Annotated in this window: 19 protein-coding genes; 8 read left to right on the top strand and 11 right to left on the bottom strand. The window is 70.8% G+C overall.

The genetic code is table 11. From position 1 onward, the window contains the following. Window positions 1-17 precede the first annotated feature (17 nt). On the bottom strand, window positions 18-695 hold the full coding sequence (gene mtrA, locus FAF44_RS43105) for an MtrAB system response regulator MtrA (RefSeq protein WP_043620615.1): 678 nt from the start codon (window positions 693-695) through the stop codon (window positions 18-20). A 512-nt stretch (window positions 696-1,207) separates the two neighbouring features. Between mtrA and FAF44_RS43100 the strand changes: the two genes are divergently transcribed. From FAF44_RS43100 to FAF44_RS43080, 5 genes are read left to right on the top strand one after another with little or no spacing between them, the layout of a single operon-like run. Further along, the gene (locus tag FAF44_RS43100; protein WP_237109185.1) at window positions 1,208-2,245 is read left to right on the top strand and encodes a glycerophosphoryl diester phosphodiesterase membrane domain-containing protein; all 1,038 of its coding nucleotides are present in this window, start codon (window positions 1,208-1,210) and stop codon (window positions 2,243-2,245) included. After that, window positions 2,215-2,883: a DUF4129 domain-containing protein gene (locus tag FAF44_RS43095; protein WP_237109184.1), complete on the top strand. Its 669-nt coding sequence runs from the start codon at window positions 2,215-2,217 to the stop codon at window positions 2,881-2,883. The genes FAF44_RS43100 and FAF44_RS43095 overlap by 31 nt, the downstream gene beginning before the upstream one ends. Beyond that, the gene (locus FAF44_RS43090) at window positions 2,880-4,058 is read left to right on the top strand and encodes a DUF4350 domain-containing protein (protein WP_237109183.1); all 1,179 of its coding nucleotides are present in this window, start codon (window positions 2,880-2,882) and stop codon (window positions 4,056-4,058) included. Before FAF44_RS43095 ends, FAF44_RS43090 begins: the two co-directional genes overlap by 4 nt. A gap of 13 nt (window positions 4,059-4,071) precedes the next feature. Further along, window positions 4,072-5,031, top strand: coding sequence for a MoxR family ATPase (locus tag FAF44_RS43085; RefSeq protein ID WP_237109182.1), 960 nt, complete (start codon window positions 4,072-4,074; stop codon window positions 5,029-5,031). A gap of 22 nt (window positions 5,032-5,053) precedes the next feature. Further along, a complete protein-coding gene (locus FAF44_RS43080; protein WP_237109181.1) occupies window positions 5,054-6,427 on the top strand; it encodes a DUF58 domain-containing protein in 1,374 nt (457 codons plus the stop codon). On the opposite strand, the gene FAF44_RS43075 is transcribed toward FAF44_RS43080, so the two are convergent. After that, window positions 6,424-7,416 (bottom strand): stage II sporulation protein M, encoded by a 993-nt coding sequence (locus FAF44_RS43075; protein WP_237109180.1) that lies wholly within the window; start codon window positions 7,414-7,416, stop codon window positions 6,424-6,426. The two genes, FAF44_RS43080 and FAF44_RS43075, sit on opposite strands and share 4 nt — an antisense overlap. Window positions 7,417-7,467: 51 nt before the next feature. Here FAF44_RS43075 and FAF44_RS43070 point away from each other — a divergent pair, with 51 nt between their 5' ends. Further along, window positions 7,468-8,475 (top strand): RDD family protein, encoded by a 1,008-nt coding sequence (locus tag FAF44_RS43070; protein WP_237109179.1) that lies wholly within the window; start codon window positions 7,468-7,470, stop codon window positions 8,473-8,475. A gap of 42 nt (window positions 8,476-8,517) precedes the next feature. On the opposite strand, the gene FAF44_RS43065 is transcribed toward FAF44_RS43070, so the two are convergent. Together FAF44_RS43065 and FAF44_RS43060 are read right to left on the bottom strand one after the other, a co-directional pair. Then, complete coding sequence (locus tag FAF44_RS43065) at window positions 8,518-9,873, bottom strand: LVIVD repeat-containing protein (RefSeq protein ID WP_237109192.1); 1,356 nt, start codon at window positions 9,871-9,873, stop codon at window positions 8,518-8,520. A gap of 41 nt (window positions 9,874-9,914) precedes the next feature. Next, window positions 9,915-11,318, bottom strand: a complete 1,404-nt coding sequence (locus FAF44_RS43060; RefSeq protein ID WP_237109178.1) for an LVIVD repeat-containing protein — start codon at window positions 11,316-11,318, stop codon at window positions 9,915-9,917. A gap of 168 nt (window positions 11,319-11,486) precedes the next feature. Between FAF44_RS43060 and FAF44_RS43055 the strand changes: the two genes are divergently transcribed. Beyond that, complete coding sequence (locus tag FAF44_RS43055; protein WP_237109177.1) at window positions 11,487-12,125, top strand: DUF305 domain-containing protein; 639 nt, start codon at window positions 11,487-11,489, stop codon at window positions 12,123-12,125. Window positions 12,126-12,171: 46 nt separating this feature from the next. Here FAF44_RS43055 and FAF44_RS43050 read toward each other — a convergent pair whose 3' ends face one another. Beyond that, window positions 12,172-13,407: an adenosylhomocysteinase gene (locus FAF44_RS43050; RefSeq protein WP_237109176.1), complete on the bottom strand. Its 1,236-nt coding sequence runs from the start codon at window positions 13,405-13,407 to the stop codon at window positions 12,172-12,174. 184 nt (window positions 13,408-13,591) lie between these two features. Further along, a complete protein-coding gene (ahcY, locus tag FAF44_RS43045; RefSeq protein WP_237109175.1) occupies window positions 13,592-15,019 on the bottom strand; it encodes an adenosylhomocysteinase in 1,428 nt (475 codons plus the stop codon). Between the two features lie 103 nt (window positions 15,020-15,122). Here ahcY and FAF44_RS43040 point away from each other — a divergent pair, with 103 nt between their 5' ends. Beyond that, window positions 15,123-15,455, top strand: coding sequence for a MerR family DNA-binding transcriptional regulator (locus FAF44_RS43040; protein ID WP_237109174.1), 333 nt, complete (start codon window positions 15,123-15,125; stop codon window positions 15,453-15,455). A 38-nt stretch (window positions 15,456-15,493) separates the two neighbouring features. Here the strand turns inward: FAF44_RS43040 and FAF44_RS43035 are convergent, their stop codons facing one another. From FAF44_RS43035 to FAF44_RS43015, 5 genes are read right to left on the bottom strand one after another with little or no spacing between them, the layout of a single operon-like run. Next, window positions 15,494-16,426 carry a cation diffusion facilitator family transporter gene (locus tag FAF44_RS43035; protein ID WP_237109173.1) on the bottom strand — a complete coding sequence of 311 codons (933 nt, stop codon included), beginning with the start codon at window positions 16,424-16,426 and terminating at the stop codon, window positions 15,494-15,496. Between the two features lie 49 nt (window positions 16,427-16,475). Beyond that, complete coding sequence (locus FAF44_RS43030) at window positions 16,476-17,582, bottom strand: SIS domain-containing protein (RefSeq protein ID WP_237109172.1); 1,107 nt, start codon at window positions 17,580-17,582, stop codon at window positions 16,476-16,478. Further along, window positions 17,579-17,746, bottom strand: coding sequence for a Trm112 family protein (locus FAF44_RS43025; protein WP_237109171.1), 168 nt, complete (start codon window positions 17,744-17,746; stop codon window positions 17,579-17,581). The genes FAF44_RS43030 and FAF44_RS43025 overlap by 4 nt, the downstream gene beginning before the upstream one ends. Continuing rightward, a complete protein-coding gene (locus tag FAF44_RS43020) occupies window positions 17,743-19,092 on the bottom strand; it encodes a phosphomannomutase/phosphoglucomutase (RefSeq protein WP_237109170.1) in 1,350 nt (449 codons plus the stop codon). The genes FAF44_RS43025 and FAF44_RS43020 overlap by 4 nt, the downstream gene beginning before the upstream one ends. 44 nt (window positions 19,093-19,136) lie before the next feature. Continuing rightward, window positions 19,137-19,505 (bottom strand): DUF3499 domain-containing protein, encoded by a 369-nt coding sequence (locus tag FAF44_RS43015; protein WP_043620669.1) that lies wholly within the window; start codon window positions 19,503-19,505, stop codon window positions 19,137-19,139. Window positions 19,506-19,766: the final 261 nt, after the last annotated feature.

The following is a 19,766-nucleotide window of genomic DNA, read 5'->3' as shown; positions in this document are numbered from 1 at the left end:
AAGGGGTGGGCCGGGGGTCAGGCCGGGCCGGCTTTGTAGCCCACGCCCCTGACCGTGACGACGATCTCGGGGTGCTCGGGGTCCTTCTCGATCTTGGCCCTGAGCCGCTGCACGTGCACGTTGACCAGCCGCGTGTCGGCGGCGTGCCGGTAGCCCCACACCTGCTCGAGCAGGACCTCGCGGGTGAACACCTGGCGCGGCTTGCGGGCCAGGGCCACCAGCAGGTCGAACTCCAGCGGCGTGAGGTTGATGGTCTCCTCGCCGCGCTTGACCGAATGACCCGCCACGTCGATCGTGATGTCGCCGATCTGGAGGATCTCGGGGGTCGGCTCGTCGGTGCGGCGCAGCCGCGCGCGCACCCTGGCGACCAGTTCCTTCGGCTTGAACGGCTTGACGATGTAGTCGTCGGCCCCCGACTCCAGACCGAGCACGACGTCGATCGTGTCGCTCTTGGCGGTGAGCATGACGATGGGCACCCCCGACTCAGCCCTGATCCTGCGCGCGACGTCGATGCCGTCGGCCCCCGGCAGCATCAGGTCGAGCAGCACCAGGTCCGGGCGTGTATCCCGGAACGCATCGAGGGCCTTGTCGCCGTCGGAGACAAATGACGGCTCGAAGCCTTCCCCTCGCAGCACGATCCCCAGCATCTCGGCGAGAGCGGCGTCGTCGTCGACGACCAGCACGCGACCTTTCATGGCCCCTCATTCGTTCTACGCATTGTGGGACATACCCGCACGATCGCTGAAGGTTACCCTTGGTTGGCCCATGAGTGTGACCTGAGCCCTACAAAAGGCGAATTTTAGGTCCGCCCCCGCGACCGCTATCTCAGTCTGCGGTAACAGGGCGACTTTCGGCCATCCCCGGACGCGAACCTTGCCCTGATTCCTCCGTGAATGCGGGCAAGATGAGCCGACGAATCCGCTCCGTGACACCAATGGCCCGCACAGCGTGCCAGGATTGGGATATGTCAGACGGTCACGGTCCCATGCCCGAGACGCCATCAGGCTGGTCGGCCGAACAGCCCCCGCCCTACAGCGCCCCGGCGGCCTCCCCGTGGACCGCTCCCGGCGCACAACAGCCACAGACCCCTTACGGGCAGCCGCACGCAGAGCCCGTTCAGCACCCCCAGCAACAGCAGGCGCCGTACGGACCCGGGCCCCAAACACCATATCCGCCTTATCCGCAGCAGCAGCCCGGATATGGCCACATGCCGCATCAGCCGGCGCTCCGGCCGGGAATCATCCCGCTGCGCCCGCTGGGTCTCGGCGACATTCTGGACGGCACGATCAAGCTGATCCGGTCGAACCCGAAGGCCGTGCTCGGCCTGTCGGCGGTGGCCGCCCTGCTCGCCTCCGTGCCGCTGGCCGTCGGCCAGGCGTTCCTGCTCGACACCATGTCCGGCCCGCTCGACGACCCCGAGAGCTTCGCCGGCTCCAGCGACGACCTCTACACGATGTCCGGCATCCTCGGCCAGTACGCCGGCTCGCTCGTCTCCTACGCGATCCAGTTCGTCGTCGTCACCCTGCTGACCGGCGTGCTCACCCGCATCCTCGGCCGGGCCGTCTTCGGCGGCAACATCAGCTCCGGCGAGGCCTGGCAGCTCGTCAAGAGCCGGATCCCGGCGCTGTTCGGCGTGGTGGGGCTGATGGCCGTGATCATGGTCGTGCCGCTGATCGTCTTCGTGCTGCTCCTGGTGGCCGTCGCCATGAACGCCACCGGCCCCGGCGCGCTCGGCTGGATCGCCGGGCTCACGGTCCTGTTCCTCATCGCCTACCTCGCCTACTACCTGTTCTTCAGGACCCGCTTCGCCTTCGCCTCGCCCGCCGTGGTCCTGGAGGGCCGCGGGCCGATCGACGCGATGCGCCGCTCGTGGAACCTGGTGAGCGGCGACTTCTGGCGGGTGTTCGGCATCCTGCTGCTCACCTCCCTGCTCGTCGGCCTCGTCGCGAGCATCCTGACGGTGCCGTTCACGCTGGCGGGCACGATGTTCGGAGTGCTCGGCGCCGGCTCGGTCACCAACACCGTCGTGACGGCCGTGCTGATCGCGATCGGCGGCACGCTCGGCGCGATGTTCACCTACCCGTTCGAGGCCGGGGTCGCGGGCCTGCTCTACGCCGACCGGCGCATGCGCAGCGAGGCGTTCGACCTCGTGCTGCAGACGGCCGCCATCGAGCAGCAGCGCCAGGGCTGGGTGCACGCCTCGGCCGACGAGTTGTGGCACCCGTCCAACTCGGCCAGGCCGTGAGCCCGATCGGCCGGGACGAAGCCGCCCGCGAGGCCGCCCAGGAACTCCTCAAGCCCCAGTACAGCGTGGAAGCGCTGTTCGACCGGATCTACCGCTACGTCGTGCAGTTCCTGGGCGACCTGGTGGACGCCACCACCGGCGGCGGCACCGCGGGCGGCGTCATCGCGGCCGTGGTGATCACACTGATCCTCCTCACGGTGATCGCGCTGGTGGCCTGGCGGCTGCGCAAGACGTCCCGCGAGAACGCGTCCGCGCCCGGCGGGCTGTTCGGCGAGCGGGCGCTGACCGCGGTCGAGCACCGGCAGGCCGCCGGGCGGCTGGCCCAGGAGGGCCGCTGGAGCGAGGCCCTGCAGGAGCGGCTCCGGGCCATCGCGCGCGACCTGGAGGAACGTGCCCTGGTCGACGGCATGCCGGGCCGGACCGCCGACGAACTGGCGGCCGAGGCGGCCACGGCGCTGCCCGCGTTCGCGCAGGAACTCGCGGTGGCCGCCCGCTCGTTCGACGACGTGACGTACGGCGGGGTGACGGGCACACGGGAGGCTTACGAGATGATGGCCGACCTCGACGAACGCCTGCGCCAGGCCAGGCCGGCGCCGCTCGCGACCGCCGGGAACGGGATCGGCGAGGGCCCTGCATGAGCGTGGTCACCCCCCAGGCCCCTGCCGGGCAGTCGCACCCGGCCTCCCCCACCGTCCGCTCCGCCTGGCGCGGCAGCCGGCTGATCGTGCTGCTCGGCGCCCTGGTGGTGCTCGTCTCGGTCCTGGGCGTGCTGCTCGGCTCGGAAGGCACCCCTGAGCGCCGCCTCGACCCCGACGACACCTCGATGTCCGGCTCCAGGGCACTGGCCGAACTGCTGCGCGACCGGGGCGTCACCGTCGACCGGGTCGACTCCGTGGCGGCCGCCGCCGCCAAGGGCGCGGCGGGCGACCGGCTGCTGCTGGTCACCGACACCGCCTACGTCGACGAGTACGACCTGGCCGAGATCCCCGGCGACCGCCTGATCGTGGGCGACGTGTTCGGCCTCGCCGCCCTGGCCCCCGGCGTGCGCGTCGAGCCGGGCGGGGCCCGGCCCCGCTCGCGTGAACCCGGGTGCGGGCTGCCCGCCGCCACCGTCGCGGGCAGCGCGTACCTGGGCGGCATCGTGCTGCGCGGGCCGTCCGGCTCGACCGGCTGCTACCCGGCGGACGACGGGCACACCCTGGTCACCTTCCCGTCCGCGAGCGGCGTCATCACCGTGGTCGGCGACGGCGACTTCATGACCAACCAGCGTCTGGCCGAGGACGGCAACGCGGCGCTGGCGCTCAACCTGATCGGCACCGGCAAGGCCGTCACCTGGCTGGTACGCCCGGCGACGCCGCCCGTCCTCGACCTGCCCGGCGAGCGCGGCCAGTCGATGTACGAGCTGATGCCGGGCAGCGTCCGGTGGGCCGTCTACATGGCGATCATCGCGCTGGGCGTCACCGCGTTCTGGCGCGGCCGGCGGCTGGGTCCGGTGGTGACGGAGAAGCTGCCGGTCATCGTCAGGGCGTCCGAGACCGTCGAGGGGCGCGGGCGGCTCTACCGTGCCAGGCGCGCCAGGGAACGCGCGGCCGACTCGCTGCGCGCGGGCACGATCGACCGGCTCACCCCGAGGCTCGGGCTGGCCTCAGGCGCGGGCCGGCACGAGATCGTCCCGGCGCTCGCCGACCGCACGGGGCAGGACCCGCAGCAGGTCGGCGCGGCACTGTACGGCCCGCCGCCGGCCGACGACGCGGGGCTCGTCGGGCTGGCCGGATATCTGGACTTCATGGAGAGGCAGATCAGTGAACTTTGAGGAGACTTACCGCGTGCCGACCGACCAGGGCGACTCGGCCAGGGAGGCGCTGGGCGCGCTGCGCGCCGAGGTCTCCAAGGCCGTGGTGGGTCAGGACGCGGTCGTGACGGGGCTGGTCATCGCGTTGCTGTGCCGGGGGCACGTGCTGCTCGAAGGCGTGCCGGGCGTGGCCAAGACGCTGATGGTGCGCACGCTGTCCGCGGCGCTGACGCTGGACTTCAAGCGGGTGCAGTTCACGCCCGACCTGATGCCGGGCGACGTGACCGGCTCGCTGATCTACGACACGAAGACCGCGGAGTTCGAGTTCCGCGAAGGGCCCGTGTTCACGAACCTGCTGCTCGCCGACGAGATCAACCGCACCCCGCCGAAGACGCAGGCGGCGCTGCTGGAGGCGATGGAGGAGCGGCAGGTCAGCGTGGAGGGCTCGGCCAGGAAGCTGCCCGACCCGTTCGTGGTGTGCGCGACCCAGAACCCCGTCGAGTACGAGGGCACCTACCAGCTCCCCGAGGCCCAGCTCGACCGGTTCCTGCTCAAGCTGACCGTGCCGCTGCCGCCGCGCGACCAGGAGATCTCCGTGCTCGAGCGGCACGCCCGCGGGTTCGACCCGCGCGACCTGTCGGAGGTCAAGGCCGTCGCCTCGGCCGAGGACCTGGCGGCGGGCCGGGAGGCGGCCGCGCGGACGCACGTCGCGCCCGAGGTGCTCGGCTACATCGTCGACGTGGCCCGCGCCACCAGGAGTTCCCCGTCGCTGCAGCTCGGCGTCTCGCCGCGTGGGGCGACGGCGCTGCTGGCCGCCGCGCGGGCGTGGGCGTGGCTGTCGGGCCGCCCGTACGTCACCCCCGACGACGTGAAGGCGCTGGCCAGGCCCGCGTTGCGGCACCGCGTGCAGCTCCGTCCCGAGGCCGAACTGGAGGGCGCGACCGCCGACGGCCTGCTCGACGGCATCCTGGCCTCGGTCCCGGTGCCGCGTTGACGGCCGGAAGCGTGGTGCGGCAATGGCTCTGACGGGACGCGCCGGGCTGGTCGCGGCGGTCGGGATCGTGGTGGTGCTGTTCGCGCCGCAGCCCGGGGCGGCGCTGGCCGGGGTCTGCCTGCTGCTGGCCGCCGGGATCGTCGTGGACCTGGTGTTCGCGGGGGCCGTACGCCCGCTGCGCCTGCACCGCTCCGGCGACACGCTGGTCCGGCTCGGCCAGGAGGCCACGGTCGAGCTGGTGGTCGAGAACCCCGGCGGCAGGCGGGTACGCGGCCTGCTCAGGGACGCCTGGCCGCCCTCGGCGGGCGCGCGGCCCCGGGTCGCGCCGCTCGACGTGCCCGCCGGCGAACGCCGGAAGATCGCCGTCACGCTCGCCCCGCTCCGGCGCGGCGACCGCGCCTCCGTGGCGGTCACGGTGCGCTCGCTCGGCCCGCTGGGCCTGGCCGCCCGGCAGGGCGATCATCGGGCCCCGTGGACGGTCCGGGTGCTGCCGCCGTTCCTGTCGCGCAAGCACCTGCCGTCCCGGCTGGCCCGGCTGCGCGAGCTCGACGGGCAGCACCCGGCGCTGGTACGCGGGCAGGGCACCGAGTTCGACTCGCTGCGCGAGTACGTGGTGGGCGACGACGTGCGCTCCATCGACTGGCGGGCGACCGCGCGCCGGCACGACGTCGTCGTCCGCACCTGGCGGCCCGAGCGCGACCGCCGGGTGCTGATCGTGCTCGACACCGGCCGCACCTCGGCGGGCCGGGTCGGCGCCGCGCCGGTTCCCATGGCGGGGGCCGAGGCGGGCGGCGGCGGGCTGTTCGTCCAGCCCGATCCCCGGCCCGCGCCCGGCTGGCCGCGTCTCGACTGGTCGATGGACGCCGCCCTGCTGCTGGCCGCGCTCGCCGCCAGGGCCGGCGACCAGGTGGACTTCCTCGCCTACGACCGGGCCGTACGTGCCTGGGTGAGCGGCGAGTCGCGTACCGAGCTGCTGTCGTCGCTGGTCAACGTGATGGCGCCGATCGAGGCGGAGCTGGTCGAGGCCGACGCGCAGGGCATGGTGGCGGCGATCCTGTCGCGGGCCAAGCGGCGCTGCCTGGTCGTGCTGCTCACCGACCTGAACCCGGCCGCCATGGACGAGGGCCTCATCCCGGTCCTGCCGCAGCTCTCCTCCCGGCACCTGCTGCTGGTGGCCGGGGTGTCCGATCCGTCCGTCGCGGCCATGACGGCCCGCCGCGAGACGGCCGAGGAGGTGTACGACGCGGCGGCTGCCGAGCAGGCCCAGCTCGGCCGCAGGCGCATCACGGCCAGGCTGCGGCGGCACGGGGTCGAGGTCGTGGACGCGCCGCCGGAGGACATCGCGCCCGCGCTGGCGGACGCGTACCTGGCGCTGAAGGCCGCGGGACGGCTCTAGGCGGTGGGGGCGACGTCGGGGGCGCGCTCGATGTCGCCGCTCTCGTTCGCGCGCAGCGCCCGGCGGCCGAAGACGATCACGTACGCGAGGAAGGCCACCTCGGCGAGCACGCCGATGCCGACGCGCGCCCACGTGGGCAGCCCCGACGGGGTCACGAACGCCTCGATCAGCCCCGACACGAACAGCACCACGACCAGCCCCATCGCCACGCTCATCACCGCCCGGCCGCCCTCGGCCAGCGCCTCCACCCGCCTGCGCGGGCCAGGGTCGATGACCGTCCAGCCCAGGCGCATGCCCACGGCCGCCGCCAGGAACACGGCGGTCAGCTCCAGCAGGCCGTGCGGCAGGATCAGGCCGAAGAAGATGTCCAGCTTGTCGCGGGAGGCCATGAGCCCGCCGGAGACGGCGACGTTCTCGGCGTTGGCGTAGAGCACGTACGGGATCGGCAGCCCCAGCAGCACCGCGTACATGATCATCTGGGCCGCCACCCAGGCGTTGTTGACCCACACGCGGCTGGCGAAGGAGGCGGCCGGGTTCTCCGAGTAGTAGTCGGCGAAGTCCTCGTTGACGAGCCGGGTGATCTCGTCGGGGCTGGCGATCGACGCCTGCACGTCGGGGTTGGCCGCCACCCACGCGCCCATCACCCAGCCCACCACCAGGAACGCCACCGAGCTGGCCAGCCACCACCACCGCGCCCGGTAGGCCACCACGGGGAAGGTCACGGTGAAGAAGCGCGTCACCTCGCGCCAGGCCGGGGTGTGCGCGCCGGTGACGGCGGACCTGGCCCTGGCCACCAGCGCGGACAGCCGTCCGACCAGCATCGGGTCCTTGTTCGACGAGCGGACCATGGACAGGTGTGTGGCCACCCGCTGGTACAGCTCGACCAGCTCGTCCACCTCGGCGCCGGTCAGCGAGGAGCGGTGCTTGACCAGGTGGTCGAGCCGGTCCCAGACGGGCCGGTGTGCCGTGACGAACGCTTCGATGTCCACCCGAACATTCTGGCCGCTCAATCACGGGGGCAGAGCCGTTAGGCTCCACATATGTCAGAGGTTGTGACCGGCGACGCCGTCGTGGTCGAGGTACGGGTGGCGCAGATGCCCTCCCGGGCCCTGGCGATCATCATCGACATGGCCGTGCAGTTCACCGTGCTGCTCGCCGCCTACGCGCTCTTAGGCGCGTTCGCCGCCGTCAGCGACCCCGCCATGTTCGGGGCCGTCATGATCGTCCTGGTCGTGCTCGTGCTGCTCGGCTACCCGGTGATCTTCGAGTCCGTCAGCAGGGGGCGCAGCCTCGGCAAGCTGGCGCTCGGGCTGCGGGTGGTCAGCGACGACGGCAGCCCCGAGCGCTTCCGGCAGGCGCTGTTCCGCGGGCTGGCGGGGGTGCTGGAGTTCTGGGTGCTGTCCGGAGCGCCGGCGCTGATCGCGTCGCTGGTCTCGCAGCGGGGCAAGCGGCTCGGCGACGTGTTCGCGGGCACCATCGTGATCTCCGAGCGGGGTCCGCGCGCGACGGGCGAGTCCATCGTGATGCCGCCGCAGCTCGCGAGCTGGGCGGCGACGCTGGAGTTGTCCCAGTTGCCCGAGCAGGTGGCCCAGGCCGCCCGGCAGTACCTGACGCGCTGGCGTGACCTGTCGCCGCAGGTGCGGCACGACATGGGGGTACGGATCGCGACCCAGGTGGCGGCCTTCGTCTCGCCTGTGGCTCCGGCGGGGGTGCCGCCGCACGCCTATCTCAGCGCCGTCCTGGCCGAGCGCCGCCGCCGCGAGCAGGTGCGCTTCGCCCAGCGCATGGGGACGGGAACGGGCATGGGGAACGGCCTGCCGCCCGGTGCCGCCCCGCAGCAGCCCGTTCACGGACCGCCCGGCGCTTTCCCGCAACCGCCTGCGTATGGCCCGCCTGGGCCTCCCCCGCAGCAGCCTGCCTACGGTCCGCCCGGACCGGCACCGCGGCAACCGTTCTACGGTCCACCCGGCCCCGCGCCGCAGCAGGGTCCGGCGTCCGCGCCGGAGCCGCCGCAGGCGACTCCGGGCGGGTTCGCGCCGCCTCAGTGACCGCACTCACCGAGGGCCGCCGAGGCGGCGCGGGCCGTCACCTCAGCCGTGCCCCCGGCCGTGGTACGAGCCCTGCGTCTGCACGTTCAACCGGTCGGTGCGCACCCGCTTGGCGCTGTCGGTACGCGGGTCGTCGATCTTGATGACGTCGAGGCCCTCGTGGAAGTCGGCCCCGTAGATGTAGCCGTTGTAGTAGTAGGCGGACCAGATGCCACCGCCGCCGCCCGCTCCGCGCGGGCCGCGCTCGAAGTAGCCGATCTCCCTCGGGTTGGCGCTGTCGGTGAAGTCCCAGACCGACAGCCCGCCCATGTACCACGCCTGCACCATGATGTCGCGGCCCTTGACCGGGATCAGCGAGCCGTTGTGCGCCACGCAGTTCTCACTGTCGGCCTGGTAGCGGGGGATCTTGAAGTAGCTCTTGAAGACGAACTTGCCCTTGACGATCTCGTAGATCGCGTCCGCGCCGCGGGTCGGGCCGGTGGCCTCGTTGCAGGTCGCCGCCCCGCCGCCGCCGAGCTCGTCGGTGAAGACGACCTTCCTGGCGTCGTTGCTGAACGTGGCCGAGTGCCAGAACGCGAAGTTCGGGTCGGTGGTCCTGGCGGTGACCTTCGGGTTCAGCCGGTCGGAGATGTCGAACAGCACGCCGTCACCCATGCACGCGCCCGCGGCGATGTCCTTCTCGGGGTAGGCGGTGATGTCGTGACAGCCGGAGGTTGGCAGGAGCAGGCCCGGCTGGGTCTCGTTGCCGCCGTCGGGGAAGATCACGGGGGTGGCGGCGACCGCGGCGCCGGCCGGGTCCCTGAGCGGCACCTTGATGATCGAGATCTTGTCGTGCGGCGGCAGGCAGTCGGGGAAGGAGTCGGACGGCTGGTACGACGACACGTAGACGTAGACGTTCCGGTCCCGGTCGCGGCCCTTGCCGGGCACCAGGGTCAGGGTGTGGGAGCCGCAGTTGGTCTCGACCGACTTGATGTACTTCGGGTTGGTCTTGTCGGAGACGTCGAAGATGCGGACGCCCTCCCACGACTCCTTGACCGTGGCGCTCTGACCGGTGCTGCTGCACGAGTCGTCGTTGCGCGAGGAGTCCACGGCCGCGAACAGCAGGTCGCCGTAGACGGAGACGTCCATCTGGGCGCCGGGGCAGACGACGGAGCTGACCGGTCTGGCCCGTCTGGGGTCCCGGATGTCGTAGATCGAGAAGCCGCCGTAGTTGCCGACGTAGGCGTAGTCGCCCTGGAAGGCGATGTCGGTGTTGATCGTGCCGGCGATCGGGGCGGGCTTGGGGACGTTCAGCACGTGGGTCACGTTCGGGCTGGTGACCACGGTGTCGGGCGGCGGGATGTCGGCGGCCAGCGCGGGCGTGCCCGCCAGCGCTAGAACGGTGGCCGCGGCCGCCATGACGAGGGAACGGCGCGAGAGGGACACCCCCGCCACGGGAGCTACCAGTGGTCGTGGCCGTGGCCACGCTCGGGGTAGGACGCCTGCGTCTGCACGTTCAGCGAACGCATCTTGACGCCGTTGGCCTTGTTCGTACGCGGGTCGTTGATCTTCAGCACGTCCAGGCCCAGGTTGAAGTCCGAGCCGTAGATGTAGCCGTTGTAGTAGTAGGCGGACCAGAAGCCGCCGGACAGCGCCGGCGCGGTGTTGTCCGGGCCGCGCTCGAAGTAGGCGATCTCCTGGGCGTTCGCGGAGTCGGTGAAGTCGACCACCGAGATGCCGCCCTGGTACCACGCCTGCACCATGATGTCGCGGCCCTTGACCGGGATCAGCGAGCCGTTGTGCGCCACGCAGTTCTCACTGTCGGCCTGGTGCCTGGGGATCTTGAAGTAGCCCTTGAACTGGAACTGCCCGCCGACGATGTCGTAGTAGGCGTTGGCGCCGCGGTTCGGCCCGATGGCCTCGTTGCAGGTCGCCGCCCCGCCGCCGCCGAGTTCGTCGGTGAAGATGACCTTCGTGCCGTCGTTGTTGAACGTGGCCGAGTGCCAGAACGCGAAGTTCGTCTCGTCCCGTACGGTCGCGGTGACCTTGGGCTGCTCGGGGTCGCGGATGTCGAGCAGGACGCCCTCACCCATGCACGCGCCCGCGGCGATGCCCTTCTCCGGGTACGACGTGATGTCGTGGCAGCCGCTCGTCGCCGACCTGCCGTTGGGGTAGGGCAACTGCACGCCGGGGTATCCGCCGTCGGGGAACAGGTTGGGCGTGCCGATCACCGTGGCGGCCGTCGGGTTCTTCAGCGGCACCTTGATGATCGAGATGAGGTCGTGCGGCGTCTTGCAGTCCGGGTAGGCGTCGTTCGGACCGTAGGACGAGACGTAGATGTAGACGTTCTCCCGCTTGCGGTCGGGCACCAGCGTGTGCGTGTGGGAGCCGCAGTTGGTCTCGACCGACTTGATGTACTGCGGGTTGGCCTTGTCGGAGACGTCGAAGATCCGCATGCCCTCCCACGACTCCTTGATCGTGGCGCTCTGACCGGTGCTGCTGCACGAGTCGTCGTTGCGCGAGGAGTCGACGGAGCCGAACAGCAGGTTGCCGTAGACGGAGACGTCCATCTGGCCGCCGGGGCAGACGACCGAGCTGACCAGCGAGGTCTTCTTGGGGTTCTTGATGTCGTAGATGGAGAAGCCGGAGTAGTTGCCTACGTAGGCGTAGTCGTCCTGGAAGGCCATGTCCGTGTGGATGTCAGCCAGGGCCGCCGGCTTGGGCACGTTGGTGACGTGCTTGATGTTGGGGCTCATGACGATCTGGCCGGGAGCCGGAATGTCCGCAGCCTGGGCCGGCGCCACGAGACCTGCCAGCGCGACGAACGCCGCCACCAGGGTGAGGGCTCTGCGGGGGGTTAACACGCTCGGGAACCTCCGATAAAGCGGGCATAAATCTACGCAATCTTCGCCCTTCTCCGCTTGGCCGACCAGCGTCCAACGTGTCAATTTTTGTTCCGATTCGCCCTCTTTCAATTAGTCTGGGTTTCACCTAGAGTGCGCACTCTGTAGCGACTTCAGTCAGGAGGTTGGGTGCGCGCTGCGCTCGTCGTCGCCGTCGCCGGTGTCGCCATCGCCCTTTCGAGCTGCAGCTCAGGCAGCACACCACAGGCCCCGCGGGCCGACTCGACGGCGCCCGTGATCGCGCCGGGGCGGCCGGGCGAGCAGGCCAGGACCCTGTCGCCGGACGAGGCCGCCACCGCCGTGCCCTCCGCCACCGCCAACGCCGCCGACGTGACGTACGTCCAGGACATGGTGGTCCACCACCGCCAGGCCGTGGACATGGCGCTGCTCGCCCCCACCCGGGCCGAATCGGCCAAGCTCAAGGGCCTGGCGGACCGGATCCAGGCCGTCCAGGGCCCGGAGATCCAGTACATGTCCACCTGGCTGCGGGAGCAGGAGCAGGCGGTGCCCGCCCATCACGCCGGGCACGCGGGGATGCCGGGCATGGCGACGCCCGAGCAGATGGACGCGCTGAAGGCGGCCAAGGGCACGGAGTTCGACCGGATGTTCCTGCAGCTCATGATCAATCACCACATGGGCGCGATCGAGATGTCGAAGCGGGTGCTGACCGGCGGCGCGCACATCAAGATCGAGGAGCTGGCCACCGACGTCAGCGTCGAGCAGTCGGCCGAGATCCACCGCATGCAGCAGATGCAGGCCGCCCTCTGAGGGTGACACCCCCGGGCCCGGCACCGCCCGGGTGTCCGTCGCTTCGCTAGGAGCCCAGGCGCCAGGAGTGCAGGTAGTCCTCCTGCTCGGCCGTGAGCAGGTCGATGCCGATGCCGGCGGCGGCCAGCTTCAGCCGGGCCACCTCCTGGTCGATCCGCTCGGGCACGTCGTAGACCCCGGGCGCGAGGCTCGCGCGCTCGGCGGCCAGCCACTGCACGGCCAGCGCTTGGGCGGAGAACGACAGGTCCATGACGGCCGCCGGATGCCCCTCGGCGGCGGTGAGGTTGACCAGGCGGCCCTCGGCGAGCAGCAGCAGCCGCCGCCCGTCGGACATGACGTACTCGTCGGTGTTGGGCCGCACGCCCCGGTGCACCTCGTCGGCCAGCTCGTCCAGGGCCCGGACATCGATCTCCACGTCGAAGTGCCCCGCGTTGGCCAGGATGGCCCCGTCCTTCATCACCGCCAGGTGCTCGGCCCCGACCACGTCGCGGTTGCCGGTCGCGGTGACGAACAGGTCGCCGAGCAGCGCGGCCTGCGCCATCGGCCGCACCTCATAGCCTTGCAGGGTCGCGTCCAGCGCCTTCACGGCGTCGATCTCGGTCACGATCACCCGCGCGCCGAAGCCCTTGGCCCGCTCGGCCACCCCGCGCCCGCAGAACCCGAACCCGGCCACGACCACGACCCGGCCCGCCAGCATCGTGTTGGTGGCCCGCATGATGCCGTCCAGGGTGGACTGGCCGGTGCCGTACCGGTTGTCGAACATGCGCTTGGTCCGGGTGTCGTTCACGGCGACGACGGGGAAGCGCAGCGCGTCCTCGGCCGCCATCTGCCGCAGCCTGATGATCCCCGTCGTGGTCTCCTCGCAGCCGCCGCTGACCCCGTCGAGCAGGTCGGTACGCTCGGTGTGCAGGATGTTCACCAGGTCGCACCCGTCGTCGAGCACGAGGTCGGGGGCCAGGTCGAGGGCCTGGTGAATGTGCCGGTAGTAGGTCGCCCGATCGACGCCGGCCCGCGCGTGCACCCCGATCCCGTACGCCCGCAGCGCCTCGGCGACGTCGTCCTGTGTGGACAGGGGGTTGGAGGCGGCCAGCGCGATCTGGGCGCCCCCCGCCTTCAGCGCACCCAGAAGCACCGCCGTCTCGGCGGTGACGTGCAGGCAGGCCGCTATCCTCAGCCCGTCGAGCGGCCGTTCGAGCGCGAACCGCTCGCCGATCGCGGTCAGCACGGGCATCGAACGGGCGGCCCAGGAGATCTGCCGCTCGCCGCTTTCACTGAGATCCATGGCCAGCCTCGAACCGAAGAACACGGCCAAGGTCACGCTCGTCACGGCGCCCGGCCCGTGAGCCTTCACGACCGGCCATGACGGACGGAGGTGACGTCGGCGCGTGCGGGTGACCTGGCCCGCCGTAAAAGATGGAAAGGGGAAAGCCCCGAGAGGCGAGCGCGCCTCCCGGAGCCCGTCCGCCTCAGTAGCGGTAGTGGTCCGGCTTGTACGGGCCCTCGACGTGCACGCCGATGTAGGAGGCCTGCTCCTTCGTCAGCTCGGTGAGCTTGACGCCCAGGGCGTCGAGGTGCAGGCGGGCGACCTTCTCGTCGAGGTGCTTGGGCAGCGTGTAGACCCCGATCGGGTACTCCGAGGTCTTGGCGTACAGCTCGATCTGCGCGATCACCTGGTTGGTGAACGAGTTGGACATGACGAAGCTGGGGTGGCCGGTCGCGCAGCCCAGGTTCATCAGGCGGCCCTCGGCGAGCACGAGGATCGAGTGGCCGTCGGGGAAGATCCACTCGTCGACCTGCGGCTTGATGGTGTTCCTGACGATGCCCTCGGTGCGGGTCAGCCCGGCCATGTCGATCTCGTTGTCGAAGTGGCCGATGTTGGAGACGATCGCCTGGTGCTTCATCTTCGCCATGTGGGCGGCGGTGATGATGTTGAAGTTGCCGGTGGCGGTGACGAAGATGTCCGCCAGGCCGACGGCCTCGTCGAGGGTGGTCACCTGGAAGCCGTCCATGGCCGCCTGGAGCGCGCAGATCGGGTCGATCTCGGTGACGATGACCCGGGCGCCCTGGCCGCGCAGCGCGTCGGCGCAGCCCTTGCCGACGTCGCCGTAGCCGCAGACCACGGCCACCTTGCCGCCGATCAGCACGTCGGTGGCGCGGTTGAGGCCGTCGATGACGGAGTGGCGGCAGCCGTACTTGTTGTCGAACTTCGACTTGGTGACCGAGTCGTTGACGTTGATCGCCGGGAAGAGCAACTGCCCGTTCTTGTGCATCTCGTACAGGCGGTGCACGCCGGTCGTGGTCTCCTCGGTGACGCCCTTGATGCTCTCGGCGATCTTGGACCACCGCTTGTCGGCGCCGACCGTGCGGGTGAGCAGGTCGATGATGACGTGCCACTCCTCAGGGTCTTCGGCCGTGGCCGGGGGCACGGCGCCGGCCTTCTCGAACTCGGCGCCCTTGTGGACGAGCAGGGTGGCGTCGCCGCCGTCGTCGAGGATCATGTTGGGGGCGTCGCCGCCGGGCCAGGTGAGCGCCTGCTCGGTGCACCACCAGTACTCCTCCAGCGTCTCGCCCTTCCAGGCGAAGACCGGTACGCCCTTCGGGTCGTCCACCGTGCCGTCGGGGCCGACGACCACCGCGGCGGCGGCGTGGTCCTGCGTGGAGAAGATGTTGCAGCTCACCCAGCGCACCTCGGCGCCGAGGGCGACCAGCGTCTCGATCAGGACGGCCGTCTGGATCGTCATGTGCAGGGAGCCCATGATCTTCGCGCCGCGCAGGGGCTGGGAGGCCGCGTATTCCTTGCGGACCGCCATGAGGCCGGGCATCTCGTGCTCGGCGAGCCGGATTTCCTTGCGGCCGAAGTCGGCAAGTGAAAGGTCTGCGACCTTGAAGTCCATCGGGTGTCCCCTCACATCACGGGTGCTTGTCGCGGACGAGTCTAGGCGGCCCCCACTCGAAGACGCATCTCGCGAACATGGAATCTGACGTAAGAATGTAAGAATGCGCATAACGGAAGCAGCCAAGCGGCTCGGCATGTCCCCACGGATGCTCCGCTACCGGGAGGCTCTCGGCCTGCTGCCGCCGGTGCGCGAGCGGGGATCGCACCGGCGGTTCGGGCCCGACGAGCTGGCCGCCGTGGCGCAGGGGGTGGAACTGGAGAAGCAGTTCGACGTGTCTCCGGCGGAGCTGGCTTTCGCGTTGCGCGTACTGAGCGAGCCGTCGGTGGCGGCGGCGGTGCGCGACCTGGGCGTGCGGATCGGACGCATCCAGGTGCCGCGCAGGGCTCTGGACTTCGAGAAGGAGAAGGCCCTGCGCCTGCTCAACTCACGGTGAGCCGCCGAGCCGCCCGGGGCGGCCCGGCGGGAGGGACCTCAGCCCGGGACGGAGGTGCTCTTGAGACGGTCGAGGTCGGGCTCCAGGTAGATCACGCGGGCGATCGGCACCGCCTCGCGGATGCGCCGCTCCGCCTCGTCGATGCCCTGGGCGACGTCGGCCGCCGTCTCGTTGCGCTCCACCGCGATCTTCGCGGCCACCAGCAGCTCCTCGGGGCCCAGGTGCAGCGTGCGCATGTGGATGACGCGCGCCACCTCCGGCGCCCCTTCGAGCGCGGCCCTGATCCGGCCCTCCATCTCCGGCGAGGCGCCCTCGCCGACCAGCAGCGACTTGGTCTCGATGGCCAGCACGACCGCGATCACCGCCAGCAGCACGCCGATCATCAGCGTGCCCACGCCGTCCCAGACGCCGTCGCCGGTGACGACCGCCATCGTGATGCCGAACAGCGCGAAGACCAGACCCAGCAGCGCGCCCAGGTCCTCCAGCAGAATGACCGGCAACTCGGGCGACTTCGACCGCCGGATGAACGAGAACCACGACTGCTTGCCGCGTACCGCGTTCGATTCCTTGATCGCCGTACGGAAGGAGAAGCCCTCGGCGATGATCGCGAAGATCAGCACCGCGAACGCCCAGATCGGCGACTCCACCGCGTGCGGGTCGGAGATCTTGTGCACGCCCTCGTAAATCGAGAACGCCGCGCCGATCGTGAACAGCACCACGGCCACCACGAACGCGTAGAAATAGCGCTCGCGGCCGTAGCCGAACGGATGCTCCTTCGTGCTGGCCCGGGCCGCCCGCTTGCCGCCCACCAGCAGCAACACCTGGTTGCCCGAGTCGGCGACCGAGTGGATGCCCTCTGCCAGCATGGAGGAGGAGCCGGTGAAGAACGCCGCCACGAACTTGGCCACGGCAATGGACAGGTTCGCGGTCAAGGCCGCAACAATCGCTTTGGTTCCGCCGCTCGCGCTCACCGGTCTGCTCCAGTCATAAAGATCACCTGCAAAAGCTCGATAGGCGATCCTATGGGGAAATCCTTGCCTTTACCTCAGTGATCGCTGACACAGCGGTGGGATCGACGTCATAACCCAGCGCCAGATAGACGCTCGCGTAGTCGCCGAGCCCGATCAGGCTCGCCATCCGCTCCAGCGGATGCACGCCCTCGGCCACCAGTTCGGTGACGGGCACGTCGCGTTCCCTGGCCAGCCGCAGCGACGCCTCGCGCCGCCGGGTCACCTGCGGATGCTCCTCGGTGTCGCGCAGCACGACGAGCCGCAGCGTGCGGCCCGCCGAGTCGGCGAAGATGTCCCGCTCGGCCAGCGGCCCGTCGAGCACCTCCACCTGATGGTGGCCGGCCTCGGGCAGCTCACCGTGGACGGCCGGATACTTCGCGTTCGCACCGAGCTGGCTGACCAGCCGGTACGCCGCCACGGACGCCGCCGGGGACGACCCCCAGACCATCGGCACGCTCTCGGCCAGGTGCATCGCCAGCGACTTGCCCGGATTGATGAACGACTCGCTGGACGGCCGGCACCGGTGCGCCAGGTCCTCCAGCGACCTGGCCACCCGCTCGAACAGGTCGGCTTCCACGGACACCAGTCGCAACGCCGCCGCCGCCACGATCGGGGGGATGCTCAGCAGCCACAGGTTCGCCCTGGACTGGCCGGTGACCGGCACCGGCACGTAGAGGGCCGACGCCTGGGTGGCGATGGCCTCCAGCGCGGAGCCGGGGGCGCCGACACCCAGCAGCGAGCAGCCGCGCCGCACCGCCTGGGTGGCGAGGGACAGCGTCTCCTCCGTCTCGCCGGAGCCGGAGACGGCGATGACCAGGTCGGTGGCCCCCACCCAGCCGGGGAGCTGGTAGGAGCGCACGGTCACGATCGGCAGCGGCGCGCCGTTGCCGACGACCGCCGCCAGGATGTCGCCGGCGATGCCGGAGCCGCCCATGCCCGCGACCACCACGGCCCGGGGACGCCCCTGGCCGGCCAGCCGGTCGAGGCGGGCCTCGACCGCGCTGCGGTAGCCGGTGCGGATCTGCGCCGCGGAGGCGGCGACCGCCGGAAGCATGCCGCCAGGATCGGCCTCGCTGAGGTGTCGCTGGTCGTCGAGCCGCTCCGGCTCCCAGGTCACGGCTTCCTGGCCTCGTCGACGAGCAGGACGGGAATGTCATCCCGGACCGGGTAGATCAGGCCGCAGCCGGTGCAGACGAGTTCCTCGGTCTCGTCCTCGGCCCGTAGCGGAGCCTTGCACGCCGGGCAGGCGAGGATCTCCAGCAGCCAGTCGTCGATCTTCACTCTGACACCTTTCCCACAATGGCGAGGACTTCGTCCCTGATCGCCGTCATCTTGCCCTGGTCGGCCGCTTCGGCGTTCAGCCGCAGCAGCGGCTCGGTGTTGGAGGCCCGCAGGTTGAACCACCAGTCGGGCCCGCTCACGGTGAGGCCGTCGAGCTCGTCGAACTCCCCGCGCCCCGCGAACGCCTCCCGCACCCGCAGCAGCGCCCGCGCCTGGTCGGCGACCTCGCTGTTGACCTCGCCCGAGGCGTGGTAACGCGAGTAGACCCCGACGACCTCCGACAGCGGCCGGTCCTGCTCCCCCAGCGCGGCCAGCACGTGCATGGCCGCCAGCATCCCGGAGTCGGCGAACCAGAAGTCCCTGAAGTAGTAGTGGGCCGAGTGCTCCCCGCCGAACACGGCGCCCGTCCTGGCCATCTCGGCCTTGATGAACGAGTGGCCCACCCGCGTGCGCACCGGCACGCCGCCGTGCTCGCGGACGATCTCCGGCACGCCGAGCGACGTGATCAGATTGTGGATGATCGTGGCGCCCGGGTGTTTGGCCAGCTCCCGCGCCGCGACCAGGGCCGTGACCGCCGACGGCGAGACCGACTCGCCCCGCTCGTCGATCACCCAGCACCGGTCGGCGTCGCCGTCGAACGCCAGCCCCAGGTCCGCGCCGCGCGCGAGCACCGCGCGCTGCAGATCGACGAGGTTGCCCGGCTCCAGCGGGTTGGCCTCGTGGTTGGGGAAGCTGCCGTCGAGCTCGAAGTAGAGCGGGGTCAGCTCGATCGGCAGCCCCTCGAACACGGCGGGCACCGTGTGCCCGCCCATGCCGTTGCCGGCGTCGACGACCACCTTCAGCGGCCGGACGCCGCGCAGGTCGACCAGCCCGTGCAGGTGGTCGGCGTAGCCTCTGAGCAGGTCTTTCTCGATCAGCGAGCCGCCCGGACCGGGCGTCGCCCCGACCAGCTCGGCGGCTCTGTCGCGGATCTCCGTGAGCCCCGAGTCGCCGCCGATCGGCACAGCGCCGGACCGGCACATCTTCATGCCGTTGTATCGGGCGGGATTGTGGCTGGCGGTGAACATCACACCGGGCAGCCCCAGGCTGCCGCTGGCGTAGTAGAGCAGGTCGGTCGAGCCGAGCCCGGCGTGCACGACGTCGGCGCCGCGCGAACGGGCGCCCCTGATGAACGCCTCGGCCAGCGGCGGGGACGACTCGCGCATGTCATGCGCGACGACCACCGACTGCGCCCCTGTGACCTCGACGAAGGCCGCCCCCACGGCCTCGGCGGTCGGCTCGTCCAGCTCGTCGGGAACCACCCCGCGAACGTCGTACGCTTTGAAGATCTTGGCGAGATCGCCCACTCTCCAGCTCCGCCCCTAGGTCGTTTCCGCCGTACAGGACGAGCCTACCGGTCGCGGTGCTGCTGGGCCGATCTCAGAACGCGCAGGTGCCCGCGACGGCCCACCTCGACGCCCTGACCGACCGGTTCACCTCCGCCGGGCGATGTGGGCCGCGCGGCCTCCCTGACCGCGTTGGCCAGTGCTTCGAGGTCGTCGGAGCTGGGTGAGGCGCCGTCCGTGGGCAGCCGCACCACCTCCCAGCCGCGGGGGGCGGTCAGCCGTTCTGCGTGTTCGGCGCACAGGTCATAGCAGTGTGGCTCCGCGTACGTCGCCAGGGGGCCGAGAACAGCGGTCGAGTCGGCGTATACGTACGTGAGCGTGAAGACGGCAGGCTGGCTGCAGGCGGTGCGGGAACAGCGGCGGACGGGGCTCACGGAGGGACCGTATCTGGTAAGAGTGCGAGGCGCCACTATCTGAGCGCTCTTAACGAGCGTGTCGCCACAATTCGGACACCTGTCGCAGGCTTTCCACCCACATGCCCCGAAGCCTCCCTCCCCTGGCTCACGCTTCCCTCCCCGGCTTCCCCACGCCGTGACCTGCCCAATCCTCGATCCCCACCTGGATCCCCCGCCGGACGCCCGTGTTGTCCGCGCCTGCGACGCCCCGGGCTCTTTCGCCTTCCCCTCCGGCCACAC

The sequence above is a fragment of the Nonomuraea sp. MG754425 genome (assembly GCF_021699195.1).
Classification (GTDB): domain Bacteria; phylum Actinomycetota; class Actinomycetes; order Streptosporangiales; family Streptosporangiaceae; genus Nonomuraea.
The sequence above is the reverse complement of the archived record's forward strand: the minus strand, read 5'-3'. Positions and strand labels throughout refer to the sequence as shown.